The 23,000-nt window shown below is 60.1% G+C and carries 22 protein-coding genes; 2 read left to right on the forward strand and 20 right to left on the reverse strand.

The window, feature by feature from the left end; all coding sequences use genetic code 11:
- Positions 1-1,255 precede the first annotated feature (1,255 nt).
- A complete protein-coding gene (locus JK176_RS11760) occupies positions 1,256-1,759 on the reverse strand; it encodes a lysozyme (RefSeq protein WP_211588019.1) in 504 nt (167 codons plus the stop codon).
- 340 nt (positions 1,760-2,099) lie between these two features.
- On the opposite strand from JK176_RS11760, the gene JK176_RS11765 reads away from it, so the two are divergent.
- Positions 2,100-2,891 (forward strand): hypothetical protein, encoded by a 792-nt coding sequence (locus JK176_RS11765; RefSeq protein ID WP_211588020.1) that lies wholly within the window; start codon positions 2,100-2,102, stop codon positions 2,889-2,891.
- A 99-nt stretch (positions 2,892-2,990) separates the two neighbouring features.
- On the opposite strand, the gene JK176_RS11770 is transcribed toward JK176_RS11765, so the two are convergent.
- The 6 genes from JK176_RS11770 to JK176_RS11795 all read right to left on the reverse strand — a co-directional run bounded on the left by JK176_RS11770 (position 2,991) and on the right by JK176_RS11795 (position 12,249).
- On the reverse strand, positions 2,991-3,335 hold the full coding sequence (locus JK176_RS11770; RefSeq protein WP_077802887.1) for a hypothetical protein: 345 nt from the start codon (positions 3,333-3,335) through the stop codon (positions 2,991-2,993).
- A gap of 67 nt (positions 3,336-3,402) precedes the next feature.
- A complete protein-coding gene (locus JK176_RS11775; protein WP_211588021.1) occupies positions 3,403-4,482 on the reverse strand; it encodes a hypothetical protein in 1,080 nt (359 codons plus the stop codon).
- Entirely contained in the window at positions 4,482-5,237 is a 756-nt protein-coding gene (locus JK176_RS11780) for a hypothetical protein (RefSeq protein WP_211588022.1), read from the reverse strand. Before JK176_RS11780 ends, JK176_RS11775 begins: the two co-directional genes overlap by 1 nt.
- A gap of 6 nt (positions 5,238-5,243) precedes the next feature.
- Positions 5,244-6,920 carry a hypothetical protein gene (locus tag JK176_RS11785; RefSeq protein ID WP_211588023.1) on the reverse strand — a complete coding sequence of 559 codons (1,677 nt, stop codon included), beginning with the start codon at positions 6,918-6,920 and terminating at the stop codon, positions 5,244-5,246.
- Between the two features lies 1 nt (position 6,921).
- Entirely contained in the window at positions 6,922-11,592 is a 4,671-nt protein-coding gene (locus tag JK176_RS11790; RefSeq protein ID WP_211588024.1) for a phage tail length tape measure family protein, read from the reverse strand.
- Between the two features lie 12 nt (positions 11,593-11,604).
- Entirely contained in the window at positions 11,605-12,249 is a 645-nt protein-coding gene (locus JK176_RS11795) for a hypothetical protein (protein WP_211588025.1), read from the reverse strand.
- Between JK176_RS11795 and JK176_RS11800 the strand changes: the two genes are divergently transcribed.
- The gene (locus JK176_RS11800; RefSeq protein WP_211588026.1) at positions 12,248-12,655 is read left to right on the forward strand and encodes a hypothetical protein; all 408 of its coding nucleotides are present in this window, start codon (positions 12,248-12,250) and stop codon (positions 12,653-12,655) included. The genes JK176_RS11795 and JK176_RS11800 overlap by 2 nt on opposite strands.
- Here the strand turns inward: JK176_RS11800 and JK176_RS11805 are convergent.
- From JK176_RS11805 to JK176_RS11865, 13 genes are all read right to left on the reverse strand, one after another.
- Positions 12,628-13,065 carry a hypothetical protein gene (locus JK176_RS11805; RefSeq protein ID WP_211588027.1) on the reverse strand — a complete coding sequence of 146 codons (438 nt, stop codon included), beginning with the start codon at positions 13,063-13,065 and terminating at the stop codon, positions 12,628-12,630. The two genes, JK176_RS11800 and JK176_RS11805, sit on opposite strands and share 28 nt — an antisense overlap.
- A gap of 50 nt (positions 13,066-13,115) precedes the next feature.
- Entirely contained in the window at positions 13,116-14,075 is a 960-nt protein-coding gene (locus JK176_RS11810) for a phage tail tube protein (RefSeq protein WP_249194479.1), read from the reverse strand.
- 48 nt (positions 14,076-14,123) lie between these two features.
- On the reverse strand, positions 14,124-14,546 hold the full coding sequence (locus JK176_RS11815; protein ID WP_211588028.1) for a hypothetical protein: 423 nt from the start codon (positions 14,544-14,546) through the stop codon (positions 14,124-14,126).
- Positions 14,543-14,866, reverse strand: coding sequence for a hypothetical protein (locus JK176_RS11820; RefSeq protein WP_211588029.1), 324 nt, complete (start codon positions 14,864-14,866; stop codon positions 14,543-14,545). The genes JK176_RS11815 and JK176_RS11820 overlap by 4 nt, the downstream gene beginning before the upstream one ends.
- The gene (locus tag JK176_RS11825; protein WP_211588030.1) at positions 14,866-15,507 is read right to left on the reverse strand and encodes a hypothetical protein; all 642 of its coding nucleotides are present in this window, start codon (positions 15,505-15,507) and stop codon (positions 14,866-14,868) included. Before JK176_RS11825 ends, JK176_RS11820 begins: the two co-directional genes overlap by 1 nt.
- A gap of 26 nt (positions 15,508-15,533) precedes the next feature.
- The gene (locus tag JK176_RS11830; protein WP_211588031.1) at positions 15,534-16,754 is read right to left on the reverse strand and encodes a phage major capsid protein; all 1,221 of its coding nucleotides are present in this window, start codon (positions 16,752-16,754) and stop codon (positions 15,534-15,536) included.
- Positions 16,755-16,819: 65 nt separating this feature from the next.
- Positions 16,820-17,638, reverse strand: coding sequence for an HK97 family phage prohead protease (locus JK176_RS11835; RefSeq protein ID WP_211588032.1), 819 nt, complete (start codon positions 17,636-17,638; stop codon positions 16,820-16,822).
- Positions 17,631-18,953: a phage portal protein gene (locus JK176_RS11840; protein WP_211588033.1), complete on the reverse strand. Its 1,323-nt coding sequence runs from the start codon at positions 18,951-18,953 to the stop codon at positions 17,631-17,633. Before JK176_RS11840 ends, JK176_RS11835 begins: the two co-directional genes overlap by 8 nt.
- A complete protein-coding gene (locus JK176_RS11845) occupies positions 18,950-20,686 on the reverse strand; it encodes a terminase large subunit (protein WP_211588034.1) in 1,737 nt (578 codons plus the stop codon). The genes JK176_RS11840 and JK176_RS11845 overlap by 4 nt, the downstream gene beginning before the upstream one ends.
- A gap of 7 nt (positions 20,687-20,693) precedes the next feature.
- On the reverse strand, positions 20,694-20,993 hold the full coding sequence (locus JK176_RS11850) for a hypothetical protein (RefSeq protein ID WP_194263376.1): 300 nt from the start codon (positions 20,991-20,993) through the stop codon (positions 20,694-20,696).
- Positions 20,994-21,176: 183 nt separating this feature from the next.
- The gene (locus JK176_RS11855) at positions 21,177-21,491 is read right to left on the reverse strand and encodes an HNH endonuclease signature motif containing protein (RefSeq protein WP_211588035.1); all 315 of its coding nucleotides are present in this window, start codon (positions 21,489-21,491) and stop codon (positions 21,177-21,179) included.
- A gap of 61 nt (positions 21,492-21,552) precedes the next feature.
- Positions 21,553-22,047 carry a DUF6362 family protein gene (locus JK176_RS11860; RefSeq protein WP_211588036.1) on the reverse strand — a complete coding sequence of 165 codons (495 nt, stop codon included), beginning with the start codon at positions 22,045-22,047 and terminating at the stop codon, positions 21,553-21,555.
- Positions 22,044-22,988, reverse strand: a complete 945-nt coding sequence (locus JK176_RS11865) for a hypothetical protein (protein ID WP_211588037.1) — start codon at positions 22,986-22,988, stop codon at positions 22,044-22,046. Before JK176_RS11865 ends, JK176_RS11860 begins: the two co-directional genes overlap by 4 nt.
- Positions 22,989-23,000 lie beyond the last annotated feature (12 nt).

A 23,000-nucleotide genomic window follows, 5' to 3' on the forward strand; every position in this document is an offset into this window, starting at 1 on the left:
TGCGCCAGCGCCATGGTGTTTTGACGCATGATCGTATCGTAACCGTATTGCGGAGAACTGCCATTCTGCTGGAATGGGGAAGAAAACCAGTACACCGTGATGTTGTTCTGCTTGGCCCAGATGACCTGACCTGCCGAAAAACGCAGATACTCGTCGGGGAGATATGGCGCACGGAATGCCCCGACATTCTGGCCGCCGTTAATGTCTCCCATGAGCATGGACGGCGGGTCATCTATGGAGAGCGCCCCTACGGATTTATAGAACACCCGGTCATTGGCGTAATAGGGATCCTGAGCGAACTCAACCAGCGGATCATAAGATGAAGCGTGACGGCCGGGGTTGTAACCGACCATCATGAACGGGACCACCTGTTTGACGGAGGGCAGCGACTTCTGAACATCTGCGACGGCCGTTTCAGCCAGAGCCGTGTAGGTCGTCGAGTGGTTATCCGTCGCCGTCGCAGCCTCTATGGTCGCATTGAAACCGATATCCATGAACGCAATCTGCGGCCTGTAACCAAGCGCCCAGAGCGTCTTCACCTGTTTTCCGCCCGGGAGTGTGACAGTGTCGGAGTTGGGCTTGTAAAAAATGGCATCGCTGATCAGCTGGCCTTCTGGTGTGGGCGTGTAATCCGTGGTGGGCACATTCGGTGTGATGTAGGGACTCATCCCGATCTCAATGGCTTCAGGCCCTGCGGCTGCCGACTGGGCAATAAACGCCTGGACATCNTCTGCTTCAGGTGTCGTGGAGGCAATATCCCCAGCGCCATCTTTCCAGCCAAGCGACAGCATGGTCGCGGCCCCTGAGTTGAGCCAGTAGGCCACGCTGCGTGTATCGGCGAGTTTGGGAAAATTCGAGATTTTGAGAAGGCCCTGAATATTGGTCGTGGTGGTCATCAGCCCGGCCACAGGTGACGGGCTGCAAAGCCTGGTCCCCAACACATAATTCGTGTCGATATCGGACATCTGTAACGGTCCGGTCGTCAGGACGCGCTGATTGATAACCGGGTTTTGCAGTCGGCCATTCTGGGTGTCTGCCTTCTTCCCCAGCCAGAACGCAACCGAGTTATCATTCCCAGCGGAAAGCACGATATCCCTGATATTTCCTGTCTGGGTGTAGGATTTCCATAACGGCATGCTCTGGGCAAAGGTTGAGCAAGGGGCCAGCATCGCCCCGGCCAGAAGCAGCGGAAACAGTCGTGTTTTCGCGGCTACGGTCATCCCGATCCGTAAGGCTGATGTAAAATTCAAGGTCATCAGACGTCCGCGCCTTTCAGTTTCATGGGTGTTCTCAGGCCAAGGAAGACAGCGCGCTCCAGGCTGCGACGGGTTTTCAGTCCATCCAGTTCGACCAGATGACCCTGCACGGTTGCTTTGTCCCAGCGCAGCAGCTCGTCTGCCGCGCCGGCATAATCTCCAGCATTCAGCTTGCGCAGGAGGGTCGAGCTTTCGACGGCAGCGGTTCCGACATTGTATTGCCAGGACAGCAGGGCGGCGCGCTGAACGTCCGACAGCGACACCTGAACCAGGCGGGACAGCGCTGCATCGAGACCTGTCACCGTCCGGAGCAGAAGACTGTCAGCAGTTGCCCGATCAATGGGAGGGGTCCGGGCCGTGACTGGCTGTCCGTTGGCCAGCCAGCGACTGCCATACCCGATCGTCCAGTATCCGGCCGGACAGACATAGGGCGTGGCGCAAAAGCCCTCGAACCCCGGTCGCCGCAGCAGCGCCGTGGCCAGAACAATGGCGGTTTCATTCATGGGGATTGTCCATAAAAAAAGCCGCCCGGTTAGGCGGCTTTGGGAGGGGAGTTTGAGTCGGAGGTCGGCTCACGCCTCCTCTCAGAAGTTCGAGCGGTTATGGTGGTCTCCCGAAATACGACATTCTTCGACAAGCAGCGAAAGATCGAGCTTGAGACGAAGCTGTCCTTCATAGGTCGACGGAGAATGATGACTTTTGATAGGAATATGCAAAGTGGCATTCCACTACGCTAGTCCCAGAACTACCCTCAACCTCTGAATTAAAGTATGTCATCAATTTGGCATGATGTGCCGAGTGTAAAGAGATTGATGTCAGAAAGGTTATAGAATGCCTCGCGTTGTGCCATCGCAGATTGTAGAATTTATCGAGAATACGTCTGCCAAGAAGATCAATATTAAATATGATGCATATCATAAAGAACCAAAAGAAGCCGCTGAATTAAGTACTATATCTTCGCTTATATCGCAGATTCCATCAGAACTTATTTGTATTAGTCAAATAGACTACTGTAACCTTATCTTGTCTGATGCTGCTATTAAAAATTATATTGAGAGATTTAATAATGGATCATTTATTGGTCTTGAATTTCCAGCAATTGACGGTAAAAATTGTGTAGTTATTATTCTACAAATTCTTAAAAAATGCCCGGACGCAGTACCTGTTCCGTCGACAACAGAATTAACATTCATGGACGACGAACTGCTCGCGTCTAGCATCAGGTTGGATCTTTCGAGTGCTGCATCAGCTCTTCATAACGCAGAATGGAAAGCGTCGACCGTGCTCGCAGGATCAGTGTGCGAGGCGTTACTCCTCTGGGCTATCTTACATGCGGACGGTCTGGCCAATTTATCTGAAAAGCCACCTCAACAACCTGCTCATTGGAGCGCTGAGGAATATGGTAAAGTTGCAACTTCGCTTAATTTGATTACTAGCGGGACCCATAGAATTTTTGAAGAAGCCAAGAAGTTTCGACATCTAATTCATCCTGGCCGTTCCTACAGGAAGAATCAGACTTGCGATCGTGCTACCGCCTTGACGGCGCTCTCCGCAGCAGAGTGTATTGTACGAGATCTCCGTGCCTCGATCCTTGCAGGAAGAATCGACACTTTAAATGCATTGCCGGAAGATTAGTCGGATCGGGATCCGCTCTAGTAAACTATGATGATGTTTAGTGAATTTATAGTTTTTTCGATCGATACTGGACGCGCCGCTTTCCCCCCACTTATGATCTCATTTCCCGATCGAGACGACAAGATGCACGACCCCGGATCCAAGGATCGAAGTCAGCAGGGTGATGGCGGCCGTGACCACGGCCCGTGCGCCAAACAGACGGTCGAGCTTGCCGTTGATCTGGCGGTTGCTGCTCTCCATTGATTTCGCCAGAGCCTCAATCTCACTGCGCAGCGACGCGATTTCTTGACGCATCTCTGCCCGCAGATCGGACTGGCTGTTGCCAACGCTGGAGAGCTGGGTCTCTAACGTCAGGCATCGATCTTCGAGAACGCGGATCCGCTCTTCGGCAGACAGAGCAGCAGGCAGGCTTGCGACCATGGTGGCCGTCTGGGAGTCAGGCATCGTTTTTCCATAAAAAAAGCCACCCTGAAGGCGGCGGACAGAAGAATGCAGAAGGGCAGGAGGCCGCTTATTTCGGACCCTTGGCGATGTAGGTGATGTCCGTCGTCCCGCCGTTGTTGATGTGCAGCGAGAAGCCGGTCTTGTCCGGCGCATAGGCGTGGCAGTTCACGTCACCATTCCCGAAGTTCTGGGCCATGACCTTCGGCGTATCTGAGAACGGCACCGCGAAGGTCACGCGACCACCAGATGCGATGCCTGTTGCAACGTCCATGACGATTTTCTCTCCGGGATCCGTCGGCAGGTTGTCGATGAACGCGAAGTCGTGGCCGTTCCAGCTGATGGAACTGCTGCTGACACTGAGCACCGGCGTCGTCCCGGAGTAGAGAACGAAATTCCCGTCGCCCTGGAACTGAGCCCGCATGGCGCCATAATTGACCGTCATGCGGGTGGCCGTTCCATCGATGATGTCCAGCTTGTTGCCGTTCGCATTGTTCGCGGCCGCCAGAGCAGAATTTGCCGTCCCCTGGGCCGAGTTGGCGGAGGACAGCGCCGTGTTGACCTGAACCGTGGTCGCATAGTTCTGGCTAACCCAGGACTGAAACGCCGCATTCCCGAGATCCGTCTGATCCACGGCAATGCCAAGGCCTGAACCATCCGTGCGCCAGCCGACATAGATCTGGTTTGCGCCGAAGTTGCTGAAGCCCCAGCTCTGTTTGACGAACTTGTTCCTGGCATCCGATGCCCCGACAGCCTGATTGCTGCCCCAGTCCGCGACATCCGGGACCAGCAGTTCGGAAAGCACCGACAGCGATTTGAGGCTCACGGCCCCGTCTTCATCCAGCTGGACCAGGAACTCGGCCGGGATCTCGTTATAGACCTGCACCCCTCCGGAGAAGCGCATCAGGTCCGTGCCGTTCTGGGTGTTGCCGATCACCCGGCTGCGGACCAGCGTACAGGGATTGGCGATCGTGAGCGTTCCCACGCCCCATTCGGCCTGCGTTCCGTCATCCGCAAAGTAGAAGACCCGGCCACCATTCGGGAACGCCTGGGAGAACGCTCTGCGGTCGGCAGCCGCGCCGTTCAGTACGAAGTCCCCGACACCCGGACCGCTGGCGGTCTCCAGGACAAAATTGGCCAGCATGGTCATCACAGTCGCTCCGTCAGGGTGAAGGTCCAGCTCCGCCGATCGGCAGGGCCGTAAGGATTGCCAATGTCGCCGCCGCTCAGGCGACCGAAGAGGGCTTCTTCCTGAGACGTGGCCCCCGGATCCGGGAGGAAGAGAATATTCTCCCCAGATGCCGCGACCCGCTGGATCTCCCGCAGGATCGCGGTCTCCGCCGCGCCATAGGACTGATGCGCGATCGAGGCCTTTCTCTGGATCCAGCGCATCTGCGGAAACTCTGCGCCAGACAGCGCCGTCACCTCATCGACCCCGAGATTGAACCCCGAGCTGCTGTCGGTGGAGAAGTTGCGCACCGGCTGCCAGAGCGGCCCGACATAGGCCAGAGGCACCGAGAGATACCCGTCCGGATTGCCCGGATCCGCGATCGTAATCGCCACAACATCGCAGGACAGTTCTGCCGGCAGAACACAGACCGCCTGACCCGCCACGACCGTCATGGGCTGGGTCGTATCATGCAGGACGTTGCCGGCGCTGCTGACGACGATCCGCCAGCTGGCCTGTGCTGTCAGGTTCGTGCGATGCACGGAGATGACCCGGACGCTCCCGCGCTGCGCCAGCGCCACCGTCAGCGTGGCGGTCGTGGCAGCCGTCCGCCAGGCATAGGCCGGATTTCCCTGTGGGGAGGTCAGGTTGCTGACAGGCAGCGCGTCTGCGGCGCTATCGGCCGACAGGGCGGCGGAAAGCACGGCGTTCTGATAGCCAAGTCCACAGTTTTCCATGAAGTCTCACAAGAGGTTGGGTCCGAAATCTCCGAAAGGGATGCCGTCCGGGATGTTCCACAGGGTCAGAATCTGAAGTGTCGCCGTCGCATCACCGGCCCGGACATGTTCTGCGACGACAACCCCCAGGCAGGAATTGGCCAGCCCTGGGACAGGGGCTCGCATGGTCACCGTGTCGCCAAGGTCGACCTGACAGCTCAGTTCCAGAGGGATGGTGACGGCCCAGAGTGTGCGGTGCGCACCCCACAGGCTGCCATGGAGATCCGCGACAGTCTGGGCATCCTGCGACGCCGCCAGCGCGGTGACGATCGGCGTCGGATCGTTTGGAACCCGCCAGCGCATCCGCAGGCTCGCGTCGGACCAGACAGCATTGCGGTCTGCTATCGCGATCAGGGCCTTCCGGTCGGCCGGAGCCTGCGGGTGCAGACCCGAGCCTGCCGTCTGGACCGTGAAATTATGCTGCCAGCCCATGCGCCAGCGCCATGTCGGCGGGCTGAGCGAGGCATCCAGAGAAACGGACTGGATGTCAGTGATGACACTCGTATCAAGCGTCAGGGTCGCGGAGGTGAGATCATCGGTTGCTGCCAGAAGAACAGGACGCAGCGTGCCCGAGCGCGTTGGCACGATCGAGAGCGCCAGGCCCGAGAGCAGCGTCCGGACCACATCCTGTCCCGTAACCGTTTCTGTTCCATCCCAGAACCATCCCGCCCGCCAGGGAGCAAGCGGGCTCTGCGCTGGCCACTGGACGTCGATATAGGCTTCCGGAAGAATGAAGTCCTCCAGGAGCATCGTGCGCAGGATGTCCAGAACGTTCTGCGGCGCGGCCCCCGAGGGAAATGATCCGACCGCATCCACGGTGATACCGTAGACGGGGCGTGTTCCCAGCCGGATCCATGTTCCGGTTCCCCCTCTCTGGATCTGGTAGGTGCCAGGATCAGGAGACTGGGCATAGAGATCCGCGACCAGTCCGCTAAAGGCGATGCCACCGGCGAACCCGCCTTCATAGAGCGCGGAGATTTCGGCTGATGCATCACTGACCTGATAGACATAATTGACCGCATCGATCAGGACGGGTGTGATGTTGCAGGCTGTTCCCCGCAGGGTCGGCATGACGCGGCCGGAAACGTTGGCATCCCCGTCCAGACGACCCGTGCCACCATAAATCCGGCCCGTCATGGTGACATCGAGCCAGGAGAGAACCCCGAGCAGCGGAATGGTCAGGGTCCGCCGACCGGCCTGCCAGAGCGTGCCCAGACCGGCAAAGACCGGCTGAAGATCCGCACGCTTGGGATCCCGCCAGATCCCCCGGTCCCGATCGAGCGTCTTGCGCCCGCTCAGGATCCTCACTGGCAGATGGTCGTTCGTGCGGCTGGCGACGAGCGCATCAAGAGAGCCGTCATTGATCAGCGTGACCGATCCGAATGACGACGTGCCCCCGAGGGCGTCCGAGGTCAGGGAAATGCCGCGGTCCAGATCAAACGCCTGGGTGACGATTGGGACATAGGGGACATGGTTTTCATCAACATACCCCATGTCGGAAAAGCGCAGGGTCTCGACCGTCTCCAGCGACCCTGCGTTCCGCCGCAGCGTTCCGCGAGGCCGGCTGCCATGGGCCGGAAGATCATCGACCTGGACAGCCAGGGTATCGACCAGGTCGATCTCGACTGCCCGGATCACTGTCATGTCATGCTGCCTTTCCGGTGGTGGATTTCATGCTCTGCATGCGGAATTCCGCCAACAACTTGGTCATGAGTGCGACCATCTGCTGCTGCCCTTCACTGATGGTGTCGGTGGTCGACTTCAGCGCCTCTTTCAGGACGGAGGCCGTCAGATCGTCCGTGCCGATGCTGCCCAGGCTCTGAAGCGCCTGCATGACGCGGGCATAGTCCTGGGCATAGGCCGTGCCCGACCCGTTGAAGGTCTTGCTCTGAGCCAGCAGGGTCTGCATGTCGCCCTGCATCGCCTGAAGCGCCGTGAAGCTGCCGCCCTGGGCAGCCGTCAGATCGGTCGTGAAGTTGTCATTCGCGACCTTGTACTGATCGGCGGCCGACAGCGGAGAGGCATCCGACGTGGCCAGACCCGCGCCGTAGGTCTCCAGGCTGGACATGACGCTTTCAGCACTTTGCAGCGCCTGATCATTGTACTGCTGCTGGATTTTCAGGCGCTCGGCCGAGAGGGTCTTTTCGAGGTCGGCCGACTGGCTGATATATTCCTTCTGGGACGTGTAGGCGTCCCCGAGGAAATTCTTCCAGTTGTCCGCCAGCTGCTGGCGCTGCTGATCCGCGCTGATATCGAAGTTCGTCAGCGCGGCCCCTTCATCATTCCCCGTAGCCGTCTGGTACCGCGCCTGAACCGACAGATCGCTCTGCCGCAGCGTGTCCAGCTGGGAGGCGAAGCCCTGATCGTAAAGCGACTGGTACTTCGCATTCAGCTGGGTGCCATCCAGTCCGTACTGATTGGCCTGCGAGGCGGCTGCCTCATAGGTCTGTTTCAGCGCGGCCATCTGATCCACCCAGGACTGCTGCCCCGAGACCGTGGCCTTGAGCAGCCCCGGCATCGTCGTGTCGACGAAGGTCGTGATGGTGGAGATCTGGGTCTGGAGATCCGAGGTCGACAGCGATTTACCATCGAGCGCCGTATCCAGAGCTGTTTTCAGATCGCCCGTGGCCTTGGTGAAGCTGCCGACCGTGACCGTGCCGTCCGAATTGAACTTCGAGACGGCAACGCCCAGCTGGTCGACCGTGTCGGCCATGGTCTTCAGGTTGGCGATCGCCGTTGCATAATCCGAGACGGATGTTGCATCGCTCGGCAGCCCCTGTTGCAGAGCCTGCTGGAATGTGGCGTCCGACGTGCTGTAGGTCGCCTGTTTCAGCAGATCCGTGAGCGAGACAGACTGAAGGGACTTGTCCTTGTTGTTCTTGTCATCGCGGACCGTCCCCAGTAGCCCGCCATCGCCGCCGCCGATTGTCACGCCGGCAGAGGACAGGACCTTGTTGAACGACGCGATATCGGATTTGAGCTGATCCGTGATCTGGTCGGTCTGGGCCTGATCCCATGTCTTGCCAAGCGACAGCGATCCTCCCGTCGTCATGACCTGATCGATCGTATACGGGTTTTTCTTGTGCCCGAAGAGGCCCCCCAGAAGCCCGCCCAGACCGCCGCCGATCAGACCGCCCAGCATGGTGCCGACCACCGGGATGAACGAGCCGGCCGCAGCGCCTGCTGCCGCTCCAACGCCGCTGCCGATCAGGCCGTTGGTCTTTGTCCCGCCGCCAATGCCGGAAAGCGCAGACCCGATCCCGAAGCCCCCGCCGATCCCGCCCAGGAGGTTGCCCACCGTGGCGGTGCCGAACAGGTTGGTCTTGAGACCGGAGGACAGCCAGGACGTGGAACCGCCAGCGCTGCCCGTTGCGGTCAGGGGATTCCATCCCCAGCCACCCGTGTCCGTACTGATCGCAGCCGCGCCAGAACTGACCGAAGACGAAGAGCTGCCCGACAGAATGGAAGAGACATCCCCCAGTGTCGTCCGGCTCTTGCCATCGATCGCGGTCAGGAGCGGATTGATTAGGGCCAGCTTGGCGATCACGGAGATCAGCTGGCTTTCCACACCCTGCATGGCGGACTTGAATGTCACCCCACCATTGGAGGCGTTGACCAGGGCCTGCGTGAAGCTGCTCGACAGCGTGTCTGCCGCCGAGGAGATATCGCTGGTCAGTTCGTTCAGCGTGTCCTGCTGCTTCTGGTAGGCGTTCGTTGCCGTCTGGATCGCCGCGACGTTATCCAGATCGGTCTGCGAGGCCTTGGACGTCAGATCTGCACCGTTCTCCAGAAGCGTGTTGCGTTCTTTCAGAACGGCCATCTGGACCGAGACAGCATCGGAATCCTGTCCGATCGCATCGGTCTCTGCCTTGATGTAGCTGAGATCGAGGCTCTGGCTGTAAGCCTTGCGAGCGGTCGTGATGTCCGCTTGCGATTCGGCCTGCCGCTTGAGCGCGTCCGTGAGAACGTCCGTCTGGCGGGCCTGCTCCTGCGTGCCGGCGATCGAGGTTGCCTGGACCGTGTCCGAGGCTTCGACGGAGCGCAGATAGTCGTCCAGGCTGCCCTTGCTGGCATCATAAGAGGATAGCAGCGTGTTCTGGGCCGATGTCTTACGGTCCATCGCATCGATCGAACTGTTGAACTCGCCTGTCAGAGCCTGCTGTTCGTTCGACTCTGCCTTCAGGAGCTGGGTTGCCGTGGCGTGGGCGTAACCCAGCTTGCGGGCTGCTTCTTCGGTCTGTTGGTCAATCTGGACCATGGCCTTCTGCGCGGCCGTACCGGCCCAGGCGGCATCGGTGGCCTGCTGCTGCTGGTGCGCCAGCTCCTGCATCGGATCCCGCAGACCATTCAGCGCGGCCTTATGCGTCATCAGGCGATCGGTCAAAGCCTGCGTTTTTGCATCATAGTCAGCGTCGGTGATGACGCCTGCCTGACGCTGCTTGTCCAGTTCTGCCTGCGCATCAGTCATCTGCTTGATAGCATTGACCTGATCCGTCCTTTGCGAGTTCGTCGAACCATCCGGAGTTTTCAGAGCGTCGTCGACCTTGCCCTGCATGGTGGCGAGCGTTGTTGCGCCATACATCTGGCCGCCCGTGACCTTCTGGGCATAGTCTTGCACGGACTGCGGCACAGCGCCTTGTCCCTGAAGGTATTTGTCGACGTTTCCTTCGCCCCAGTTATAGGCCATGGCGACCAGCTGTTCGTTGCCGCTATATTTGGAGTACAGCCGCACCAGCAGACGCTCCGCCGCCGTGACGTTTCCGGTCGGATCCGTCAGGTCATTGCCGGCAGCATTTGCCGGCATGACCTGCATGCCGCCAATCGCACCGGCCGAGGACGTTACGACCGCGCCATTGCGATCATACTGCCCTGTCGAGCTTTCGACCGGCTGGATCCGGTGGGCCAGAGAGATGACGTCCGAGTTCGCGCCGATCTGCTGGCCGACCGTGTCGATCAGCCCCGACATGCCCGAGCTGGTGCCCTGCTGGATCTGCTGCTGCTGCGCCTCATAGGCGACATGGGCAGGCTGGAAACTATCCATCCAGCCCTTGAGTTCTTTGACCTTGTTGATCAGGTTCGTCAGGCCATCGATCGTTTTCGCGGTCTGCGCGACCAGGAAGTCCCCGACCTTGTTGCCAAAATTCTCGACGCCTTCCATCGGACCGGCCCAGGCATCCTTGAGATTGCGGACCGACTGCTGAAAGGGCGTCAGTCCCTGATCGACAGCGCCGCGCGTGGCCGACTCAAGCTGGCCCATGAGCAGCTGCCAGGCCTGCATCCGGTTGCCGCTGTCCTGAAGATCCTTGACCTGCGTGACCAGCCCCTGATGAACGCCCAGCAGCCCCTTGTCGGCAAAGTCCTGCGCGGCCTTGGCCGGGTCGGCATAAGCACTGGCCATTTCCTTGGCAGCTTCCGGTACGGTCTCGCCCATGACTTCCGCCAGATCCCGTGCTTCCTGCGTCAGGGACGTCAGGCTGGAACTGTCGACTGTAGGCACGGCTGCAAAGGTCGTGGTGACGCTGCGACTGTCATCGAGCGACAGGCCGCTGCTGGTCGAGAGCTGACGCGCCGCGCGATCGGCGGCGCCAGCCATGGCGGTATAATCGTCCCGCGTGGCCCGCAGATGCTGCGACAGCGTCGCCAGCTGCTCCTGTTCCGCTTCGGCAGCAGATCCGATTTTGTAGATGGACGCGGCCGCTGCCGCACCCGCGACAGCCAGACCGGCTGGGCCGATCATCCAGCCCGCGACGATTTCAAGAGCACCCCCAAAACCGCCCATGATCTGGATCATGTTCGGCAGCTGATAGAACGCCGCCTGAAAAGCGGATCCGCCCGCCATCACCTGGTCAAAGAACTTGTGCGCTTCATCCGCCAGAATACCCATCTTCTGGCTGGAGAGGCCGGCTTTCTGGCCTGTCTCCTCCAGGGCATCGCCTGCCTTTTTGGTGGCCTGCACGGCATCTGTGTGGGTCTGCGTGAGCTTCTGGACTTTGGCAGCCTGCGCATCAATCGTGCGAGCAGCCTCTGCCTGCGTGATCTCACCACGGCGCACGCCGTCAGAAACGGTCTGCGTAACCTCAGCCAGCTTGTTTTGCGCGTTCTGCAGGGCATTCGCCGACTTCGTCACGGCGTCGAGGCTGTTGACCCATCCGGCAGCGCTCTTGGTGCTGCGCTGGATCTTGGCGTCTGTGACTTCAACGCTGTCGGCGACCTTGTCGAGGCCATCTGCGACAGCATCGAGCGCAGCGGCATCTGCCTGAGCTGGCGATGCGATCTGGCTACGGTAGGAAACTTCGATTTCTTCAACCGTTGCCATGGTCGCGTTCCTTCAGAGGCGTTTTGTCAGGATCATTGCCGGATAGGTCATGGCCGTTCCGGCGGCTCGACTCTTGCTGCGGCCCTTGCTGTGCCGCAGGATGTAGGGCGCATTTTCCATCAGGCCGGATGGAATGCTCACAAAGGCGCGGGCCGCGTTCACGGTCGGGAATTTGCGCTGCACCAGCTCGCGTACGGCATCGACGATGCCCGGAGGCACAGACATGTTCTTCATCGCGCCCGTGTCGATCTTGCGCGCATAGGGCTGCGGGTTGACGATCGTGACCGTCACGCCCTCCGGAATGTCCGCCACGTCCTGTGTCCAGGGCCTGCCGTCGACGACGACCATCCAGCTGTCGCGGTAGCGTCCCGACTGCACCGGCGAGCGGTCTTTGCACAGCTGAAGCGCAGCTTTGGCCGCCAATCCCATGACGTTGAACTTGTAGAGGATGAAGCCGTCCGGCTTGACGGAGGTTTCTGGCGCCCCCTGCCGACCATCCACGATCGTCACCCAGTGCGGCGGCGCGTCTCCGCTGCTGACCGCCTGATCCCGCGCCTTGATGGCGACAGCTGCAAGCCTTGCGGACTGCGCGGCCGGAGACAGCGCCTGATCCCGGAACAGGCGGATATTGCGGGCCACACTGCGCGGAGACGCCATGTCATTTCCTCATGAGGGTCTGAATGTCCTGGCTGATCGCGTTGTTGCGATGCTTCAGGAAGACAGCATCAAGCGCCCGGATCAGGTCATGGACATAAACCCGCTCCTCATCCGTCACGCGGTTGGCCTCACACCAGCGATCGATAGCCAGCCAGGAGATCGGCCCCGGCCGCGAAACGATGCGGATCACTCCCATGGAAGCCCCGATCCCGTCAGTGGTCCAGGCGCGGTCATGCTGGAGTTCATGCCACGCCCGCCAGGGGACTTCGTTCCAGGGATCGGGAAGGACCCGGTATTGCAGAGCCGTTTCCCGGATTTCGGGGAGTTCATTCTCCCCGATAAAGGCTCCCCATTCCAGTTCCCACTGGAGCGCCGCGATCAGTTTCCCGCTGCGGCCTTGGCCTGATCGGCGCGATCGCTGCCGACACGACCGGCTGCCATGATGGCGAGCGTGGTCAGAGCCGGGTAGTTGCCGCTTTCCAGCATGCCGCGGAAGTCATCGACAGAGAGCGGCTGATCATCGGCGCCATCCAGACCACGCACTCCCTGGACGCATTCACGCGCAATCGCCTTACCCTGGCAGACGTCATCCGTGGTGGGAGGCAGGGCGTCCGGAGCGTAGAAGCCGGCACCAGCACGCTGGGAACGGTTCAGCTCACGGGCTGCTTCCAGACGCAGTGCGTAGAGCGTGTCGCGGTAAGCCGACGTGAAGCCGCGCGTCGTGATGAAGAAGGTATTGCCTTCCGGACCGACTTCGATTTCCTCGCCTTCGGAAACCTTGCTGAGATCGCGCGAAAAAGCAGAGAGCTTGGCCATGTTAATTTTTCCAGTCTGAAATGAGGGAGAAAAGCGCAGAAATCCTGGGATCAGCCGCCAGAGGGCGGTGCGGCCGGGATGCGCTGGATCTTGAAGGTGCCACCACCGGCCTGCGGATTGCCCTCGATGTCGAAGGTCGCGATGATCGAGGTGTTCTTGCTGCCGGCATTGATCACCGGATTGCGCAGCACCGCATTCAGGAAGGTCAGGACATAGCTGTTGCCGTCCGCATCCTTGACCGTAACGGCGATCGGTCCCTGCGTGCCATTGGCCCAGACCTGATACAGATCCCAGGTCTTGAAAAAGATCTGCGTCGATCCGGAGGCGAGGATCTGGCCGGGGCGGATGCCGCAGGCATCGGCATGGCCCATGCCGTAATCCGAACCCGAGCCATCACGATCAAGCGTGATCTGGACCTGCTTGACGCAGCCATACGGCGCCACGCCGTTCAAGGTCATGCCGACAAAGTTGTCGACCGTGTTGAAGACACGACCCGTGGGCGCGTCCGTGTAGGTCGTGGCCGGATCGGCATCCGCAAGTGTCTCCTGTTTGCAGGAGAAGTCGAAAGACGTCGATGCAAAGCTGCCCTGGGCAAAGGTCAGCTGCGCCTGCGTGCAGTAACTGCCCGGACGCACGAGCCATTTGGCATTCATCTTCTCGATGATGGTCCAGGTCTTCACACCAGCGCCGTTTTGCACGACGTTGTTGTTCCAGTCCGCGCCAAGCACGGCCGCCAACATGTCGTCATAGGTGCCGTAAGACAGCGCCCCCGACAGCGTACCGGCCGCAGACCTTTGCGTTAGGACGGCCTGCGCAGCCTCAATGTCGGCATTGATCTCGTCCGGACGCTGGGTCGTGTCAGTCGGCTTGAAGTTTTCACCCGTAAAGCGGGTGCGCTGGTAGTTTCCTGTGGCCGGGACGCCGTAGTTCGGCTCCATGGCATAGGAAATGGCGGTATCATTCGCCTGCGCGGCGGCCTGATAGCCTGCCGTGGTACCGGTGAAGGGCATGTCTCACCTCATAAAAAAAGCCACCCGGAGGTGGCTGTGTCAGGAATTTCAGGATGCCGGCAGGACGATGTCCTGGTAGCGATAATCAACCATCAGGGAGAAGCGGACCCAGTTGCCGGTCTGGTCGTCATCGGGCGGATCGAAGCCCTGATCGTCATAGAACAGACCGGCAGGCAGCGGCGCGACCGGCGCCCGAAACGCGACGGACAGGGCCTTGCGTTTCGTGATGGCGTCGATCGCACCTGTCCCGCGCCGCACCATCAGGTGCAGCCAGATCTGGCCGGTCTCTTCGTCGACGATCTCACCCATGCCCAGGCGGCCGGCAGAGGCACTGGCTGTCTCGAAATAGATCCATGGACTGGTGTTCGTATCAGGATCCTGCGCGAGCGCATCTTTGACCACCAGCCCCAGCGGCGTGGCGGCCGCCGTGGCACGATCAAAGGCATCCTGCCAGACGACGGGAGAGGTCATGTTCCACCTGCTGCAAAGAGTTTCCAGCCGCAGATTTCACTGCCGTCATAAACGGCTGTGGCATCTGTCAGCGTGTATTCGCGGCCTCCATCGGTCAGGACATCGCCGTTGCGAGGGAGGCCGTATGAGGCTGCCGCCAGTTCGTCATTCAGGGCCTCTGCCACAAAGGGCATGACTGAGACGCCAGCCTCCAGCGCTGCCGTAGCTGGCGGAGCCGAGTAGGCGATCAGGGAAACAGGATTTCCGTTGACGCGGGACAAGGTCATCATCCGCCCCTTGTGCCGGATCTGCCGCCGCCGCCTCTCTGTCTGATAGCCCATCAGGAAAAACCTCCCGGCAAGTATCGGTTCAGAAGCGCTGCCGCATCGGACGGAAGGCCGCCGCTACTAGCGTCGGGCGTTGCCCAAGACGTTGATCCGACCCCCTGCTCACTCTCTGACTTGAGAAGCGGGTCGCGATCTCCGGCATAATAAAGAGCCCGTGCCGCAATCAGCACGGCTGACCTTACATCTGCCGGAACAGTCGACGGGATTGCGCTTCCACTGTCGTCCACCTGATCAGACGCAACCCAGCCAGCGCGATATTGCAAAACATAACGTCCTGCTACCCAGAACGGCCCATCTGACGGGTAGAGAATCCCACACGTCACGTCATAATCCCAGCCATCTGTCGGGGCGGGCAAAGGCCTGCCATCCCTCAGGACAGCAGTAATGCCCGTCACGGGCCATATCGCCATTTTCAGTGAGAGCTGAATATCACCAGGGCGGATCCTGATTGTTTCTTCACGATCAGCAATCAGCAGCGGCCGTCCGATATAGCTGGTGACGGCCTGAGACGCCCGCAGCAGGATATCGGCCAGCGCGCCCCCGGCATTTCCGTCTGTGATGGACAAGGAGTCCATCAGGCTTTGCAGCGACACAAGCGGAAGATCCGCCTGTGTCCCGTCAGTCTGGCTCGCCATGCCTGCCTCCAGAGCGACGTTCAGGTTCAGCCGCCAGTCGGTGCGGCCGTCAGGTCGGCAAAGCTGCCGTTGATCAGGGCTTCCGGACGGTAGACGGCCAGTGCAGCCCGCTCTTCCGCACGGATCGTCACCATGTTCTTGATGAAGTTGTCGCGGTCCTCGGTGGAGATCATGACCGTTGCATCTTCACGGTCAAAAATCTGCGCGGCATAGCGGAACGCACCCGTCATGAACTTGCCTGCCGCGATGGCAAGCGTTTCAGCGACAGGCAGACCCCACAAGGCAGGGCCGGTCAGTCCCATCGGGTTGGCGAAGACGTAGCGGCTCTGCGCGTCTTTCGTCAGCTCAATCGAGGCCCAGTCCGTCGGATTGAGGATGTGACCCGTGGCCGGATACTGCGCCAGGACCGCCTGAAGCATAGCCAGACGGAGACGATCGATCATCGTCTCACCCTTGACCGTCACCCCGGCAGGCTTGGCATAGGCCGTGGACTGAACCAGCAGGCCCTTGAGGTTCGTGCCCGTGCCATCGCCGTTCAGCAGCTGGTTGTCCTCGACGAACGCCAGACCGTAACGCAGACGGCCATCGATATAGCTCTGGAGCATCGGCGCATCGGCAAGGATCTGGGTCGAAGCCTGGACCCAGTGTGCGATCGTCCGAACCGGCAGGTTCTGGAGATCGAACTGAAGATCAGATTCAGGCTTCTGGGTCGTTTCAGGCGCGATCGCTGCGTTGTTCGTAAAGCCGGTTTCACGAACGAAGTCGATTGCGCTCGATGCCGTATTTCCAGGCATCAGAAGATCACGGATAACCAGAGAGCGGTTTGGAACGACCTGAACAATGCCGGGCTGACGGTCAGCAACGACCAGACCCGTCGTGGCCGACACGCCCGTCGAGCTGGCAGAGGTGATGGACTTCACGTCCAGCTTCACGCTGCCGCGCCATGCGCTCCCTTCAGCCATGGCGGCCTTCACCACGTCCGAACGGATGAAGCGCTGTCCCAGAGACAGGCCTGCATTCTGGTCTTCCGGAGCATTACCGCGCGCGCCTTTCTGCTCCATCTCTGTCACACGCGCTGCCAGAGCGTTCATTTCGGTCAGGGCCTTGTCAGCACTGGCCTTGGTCTCGCGCGAGACGTCGCCAAGGTTCTTCAGCTCTGTCCGGGCCGTTTCGGCAAAAGTTTTGACCTGTTCCGTCGCCTTCGTGAGATCCGCAACGGCCTGCTTGTATTCGTTTTCGGTGGGCATCCGTATTTCCTAAAAAAAAAGCACCCGAGGGTGCCTTGCATTGCTGTGTGAGCAGTCGAGCCGGCTCAGAGGCCGGCAGCTCCGGTCAGATCCGGAAGTGTGAAGCCAGCCAGGGACGGAGACGACGTCTCCAGTCCGGAAAGCGTGTCCAGCACCCGCCGGAAGTCATCCGAGAACGGGGCTTTCTTCGTCAGTGCCAGCGGAGCGCCTGTCAGGGCAGAATGGGCGGCCTGAAGATGCTCAAGCATGGTGTCGCATTCGTCCTGGGTCGGAGGATGGCCGCCTTTCAGCGCCGCCTGATGCAGGGCGATGGCAGAAGCCACCGCATCTGTGGCCTTTTCCGGCGTCAGAGCTGTTTTCAGCCCGAAAGCCCCCATGCGGCGCTTCAGCTCGGTCACACGGGACGCTGCATTGGACGGGTCATCCACGAGGCTGACCTCATGAAGGTTGACCCGGTTGATCTGCCGCTGCGCCCCGCTGCCCTGGGCCGCTTTCACGGCCCCGCCTGGCGGGACATTGAAGCCGATCGAAAGGCCACCGAGCGCACCGTCCTTGACCAAGCCATACAGGCGCTTGCCATAGTCGGTATCCATGCCCGAGAGACGCCCCTTCAGGTGCAGGCCCTTGCTGTCTTCCGAAGCATCGGTCCACACACCGGCAGGAAGACCGTCCCCGCCGTAAAAGCCGTGCATGACGTGCATGGCGATGTTCCGACCCTGCGCTTTCCGCTCGGCCAGTGAGCCCGCAAACGCTCCCGGCATGACGATATCGCCATGGGCGTCCACGTTCCCGAACACGCTGCCGTACCCCTCGAAGGTTCCCGGCGCTCCGTTATCGGCGAATTTCACCTCAAAAGGCGCGGCGAGGAAATCACCGTCAAACATCTGGATCTCCTGTTGTGCCGGACGATGCCGGATCTGGTGAAGGCTGACCGCCCGGAACTGGCTTCAGCGTGGGCTGCACTGCGATCTTTCCAATATCCTGCACAGGAATCATCTGTGACTGGACCATCAAGACGTCTCCTCCAGGAAGCGGCTCCATATTTTCACGGGCTCGCCCTTCATTCGGCGTCATGAGCCCGTTGCGTATCATTGTGTTATAAAAAGCGGACCTTGCAGTCGTATCGCCACGCAAGAGCGCATCGACATTGTGCTTAGCGAAGTAAGAAAGACGATCTGCAGGACTGAGCAGGCAGCGCGAAATGGCCTGCTCGATCCGTACCAGCCAGGGCATCAGGGCATATTGCAGGAACCAGAGGTTCATCTGTTCCAGACCAGTGCCCCAGGCCGTGGATTTCTCCATGCTGCCGATCATGACGGGCTGAACACCGAACCACCGGCAGATGGTCTGCACGTTGAAAGTCCGGCTCTGGAGCAGCTGCGCCGCTTCAGGATTCAGGCCGATGCTTTCGACGGACCATCCGCCCTCCAGAAGAGGCGTTTTTCCGGCATTGATCGCACCCGCATAGTCCTGAAGGGAGGCTTTCGCCAGCTTGCGCTGTTCGTCTGTCAGGTAGGCAGGAGCCTTGATGTAATTCTGGGTCTGAAGACCGTTCCGGAAGGTTTTCCCGGCCGTTTCTTCTGCCGCCATGGCCGTGCCGAGGCTTTGCCGACCGACCGTGATCGGAGACAGTCCCATCAGACCGTCAAACGAAATCCCCTTGATATGGAAAATCTCTGTTTCGGACAGCGTCAGGATCTGCTGCTGCCAGGCGTAGGTGTAAATCAGCGCGCCCGTGTTCGGATCGCGCCGCACCGTCATGCGATCCGGCCGAAGCGGATTGAGCGCGATGATCGTTCCGTCGCCACGCCTCACTACCTGGGCAAAAGCATTCCCCCAGGCGAGCAGGCAGGCCACCATACAACCCCAGAACTCAACGCCTGTCATGTCCGCGTTCGGACGGTCATACAGGATCGAGAACAGGGGATGAGATCGCGCCACGCTGGACGTGGTCTCGGTCTCTCGCAGATAGAGTTTCAACGGCAGCGAGGCGATGGTCTCCGACAGAAGCCGGATGCACGCCCAGACCGTGTCCAGCTGGATCGCCGTGTCGACTGTGACCATCTGTCCGGAATGCGTCGGGCCGCCCGCCATGAACGCCCCGAGACGCAGATCCGTCAGACTGACCCCCGTGATGGACAGGGCCATCGCGTTGGCTGCCTTGGTCAGCAGTCCGGTGAGGGCTTTTGGCATTTTCATGCGCTGAGCATTCCGCCTTTCAGGAAGTCATCGATACGCCCGCCCTCTGGCGGACTGGGGTTTTTGGACATGAGTGTCACAGCGTTCAGAAGCGCCATGAGAGGATCGATTTTCAGATAACCGGCGGCCTGTTTCGTAATGATGATGGCATTACCGCGGGGTTCGACTTTGGCTTTGCTGATCGCCCATCCCATGATGGGCCGTGCGCCATGGACCAGCGTTCCATCCGCAAGCTTTCTCTCTGCCGTCTTGATCGCTCCCGAGAGCGTCCAGCCCTGGGAGACGCCGACGACACGCGGCGAAGAGATGCTGCGCACAGCCAGAGCATCCACCACGGCACCAACGCCCATTGGATCGAGACCGACCAAGGCAAGCTTGCCGGACATGTCGACGGTTTCGAGGACGTCGGCCAGCTGCTCGATGTCATCTCCGGGGGTTGAGACGATGATCAGATCGCCTTGTGTCTCGAAGTCCTTCAGCTGGGACGCTTCACGCTTCCGCAGTTCCAGAATGCCCTCGAAGACCCAGTTCTTCCCCCAGTGCATCCATTCCTGCGTGATGCGATCGCGCCCAAGCACCGCAAGAGAGAGCAAATCGTCCAACCCACCGCCATCGATGCCGGCCACGATCACATCTGACCTGTCGATCAGGGCTTCTAGCGTTAGGTCAGGATCGCTTGCCGACAGCCAGAAATCAGCGCCGACCCAGCGATCGCTGCGCAACGCCAGACCAATTTCCACATTCAGGTGCTGCGACGCCCATCGCGCCAGTTCCTGAATGCCCTTGGCCCGCGCGTTCTCGTATTCTTCTTCCAGTCGCTTGACGGTAATGGAGCGTCCCGCGTTCGGCAGAACCATGGACCAGAGCCGGACATCCTCCCATGGGGCCTGCTCGCCCGGAAGTTTGGCAGGCTGCTGGATCTTACCCGGGAACTCATAAAGCACCGGCAGGATCCCGTTACCAACGGGGATCAGCGCACCATCATCAGCCTCACGATGGGACTTTCCGTCTCGGATCGCACGCGCCTGAAGCAGATCTTCGCGAAAGACGCCACGCGGCGGCTTATCGCTTTGCGTGGTGATGATCGCCAGGAACGCTTCCGGCTGGCTGATCATACCACCCCGGATCTGCCCCATGACGCTCTCGGCATCGGACTTCAGGGCAATGATATGTTCTTCATCGACCAGAACCCCGGCAGGCTTCACCCCCGTCATGACGTCCGGGCTGAAGGCCTTGACCCGGAGTGTCGCTCCAGTCGGTCGGAAGGTCAGGCACTTGATATGGTCCTGAATATGAAACCGACGCTGGAGGCCGCGATCGGCGCGGACCATGCCGGATGCCTGCTTGAAGGCGAGATCGGCAATGTCCTTTGTCGGAGCGACAATCAGGAACTCGGCATTCGGGCGCTCATTCAGCATGACCGCCGTCATCATTAGACCCGCGCCGTTCGTGGTCTTCGAGTTCTTTTTGGGAACCAGAAGAAACAGCTCACGGATGAGTCGCTCTTTCGTGACCGGGTCCAGAGATCCCAGCAGAACCGAGACGATGGCGCGAAACCAGTCGCCGGCTGCCTCACCGAAAGTGGGCTGACCGATGACGTCAGGGATCCTCAGCTTGTCGAAGATCTTAACGGCTTTAGCCGCCAGCTCAGGATTCACAGGCTGAACATCGGGGAGCAGCGACTGGCCAGCGCGGATCCGCTGCTCCCAGTCTGGCCTGCTCAGGTTCAGCATTTGAGCTTCAATTCCTCATGGGCGCGCTTGGCACGACCCCTGACCAGTCATCTCCGGCCGATGTCATGTCCCCGAAATCGCCCTGATCATCACGGCGCGGCGCGGGCTTTGCGTGGATGTACGGGCCAGCCTTGTCGGCAGCCATGGCGCGCATTTCATACGGCGCGTCAGGATCGCGCAGGATAGCCAGCCAGAAATCCAGGGGTTTCAAAGTGCTGTCGTCAGTAATCCGGGGCCCAGCCCATTCCTCAGTGGTCTGCGTCTTCTTTTTCCGGCCAGCACCGGGGCGTGCTCCACCGCGTGCCATAGTCGTTTCCCCTTTGATTTCTTTGATTGTTTTCAAATATGGGCAAAAAATCTGCGCGTGAGCCTGGCGCGGTTCCGGTGCCCGGAAGGTCCAGACTTTCGACCCGCCCCCACCCCTGAGGGGGTCGGATTGATATCCGAGGGTATTTTCAAACGAAAAAAAACGGCAGAAAACAGCCATTTTTCAGAGATTTTCGCGCATTCGAGCCGCGCGAACCTGCGCTGTTTTCCGACTGTGACATGAACCGCAAAGCAGGACGATGTTGTCTGGATCGAGAGGAGCGCCACCGTCCTTTAGTTCATGGCGGTGATCGCCGAAGATCCGGCATCCGGTTCGGCCGCACTCCTGACAGATGCGCCCTCGCGACTTCAGCAGGGAGGCCATCAATGTCCGCCAGGGCGCCGAAAGGTAGAACGAGTCGGCACGCTTGGGCGGAGGCTTGGCGATCCGGGTATCGACGGTCCGAAGCGAGCTTCCGATGCACTTCAGACGTGCCATTCAGACCTCCTCAATCGGGCATAAAAAAAGACGTGAACCCGTTGGGGTGCACGTCTCGCAATCATGGCTGTGGAAATTGCGCAATTTGGTCAAAACGGTCAAGCGGAAATTGTCCGGTTCGCAATTTTTCTGCGATGATGCAGCAGGCCGCCAGATACCTGCTCTTTGCCGTGTTACGCGATATGCGCAGTTTTTCGCCGATTTTTTCCCATGAGAGCACATGCTTTCCAGAGATCGGATGCACGCGCAGGCGGAGCTGAACCACGAGACGCAATTCCCGGTTTTCGCTGCCAGTGCCGAGGAACGCCAGCCACTCGAATACAAGATCCATCCGCGACACGTCGTCAGGCGTCGGCCGAGGCGGACGGATGTCGCTCTCCCGATCCCATTGCAGATCTTCTTCGTCCGGCACCATGTCCGGCCAGAAGCCTTTCGCACCTGATGGCCGAAGCCCATGCGCCGGCAATGCAGCCAAGGTCAGTGCGGCTTCATCCAGCCATTCCGCGACCTGTTTGGGGACGTCATGTGACAGATTAATCCGATGCCTGCGCTTCATGCTGCTGCCTGAACAAGGAAGTCAGCCAGCTCCGGACGAGGCAGACCGGTTTCACCGCTCGCGATGGCACTGGAATAGTCCTGCATGGCCTGCTCCCATGCACGCTCCGCCTTGCGCTGTTCCGCAGTTTTTGGCGCTTCAGGGATATCGCCTTGAGCAATCGCCTGCTCGACCGCCTTCGTGAAGTAGCCCAGATGCGAGACCTGAGCGCCGCGTTCACGCTGCCTCTCGGCCACCGCCGCCACGACGGATGTCACCAGCAGTTCAGTCTGATCCTCTGTCAGGCCTTTCGCGACGGCCGCAGCGCACCAGGTTCGCGTGATGCCCCAGTTCGGCATATCCTTCGCGTCATCGAAGCCAGCCGCAGTGAACGCCTTGGGTCCAATGCGTTTGAACATCGCGTCCAGCCTAAGCTTATCTTCTGAAGAAGATTTAGAAGCTAAGCTAAGCTTATCGCGCGCACCCGTGAGGTGGGTTTCGGCTGGGTTTTCGCGTGCCACGTCTTTGCCTCCGGAAATGGGTAGAACGATGTTGCCCTGGCGCTGATCTGCCACGACGCCTGTTTTCGGTGTTTTTCGCGGTCTTCCGCCCTTTGCGCCATTCGCGCGGGACGCTTTCTGGCGTGCTGTCATGCCAAGGCCAGCCGGGAGGCCAACGGTCTGCGCATCGCGATCCCAGGTTATCAGCTGGGTTTTGGCGTAGGTTTCGAGGTAGGTTTCGATCAGGTTTACGTCACAGAAAACCTTCGTCCGCGCCAACGCTGCCAGCGCGCCCGGAAACGACACGTCCAGCACGCCGTCTGCCGTGTTGAGGATCAGATATGTGACCAGACGCACCCAGGACAGCACCTGAACGGCCTCAAGGGCATTGAGCGCCAGATTTTCGACCTGCATCAGGGCGATCCGGGACAGCTGGTCGCGATGTGTTGCACTGACCTTCACGTCAGAAACTCC

Origin of the sequence: Gluconobacter sp. Dm-73 (genome assembly GCF_018256215.1) — a bacterium.
Taxonomy (GTDB): Bacteria; Pseudomonadota; Alphaproteobacteria; order Acetobacterales; family Acetobacteraceae; genus Gluconobacter; species Gluconobacter cadivus.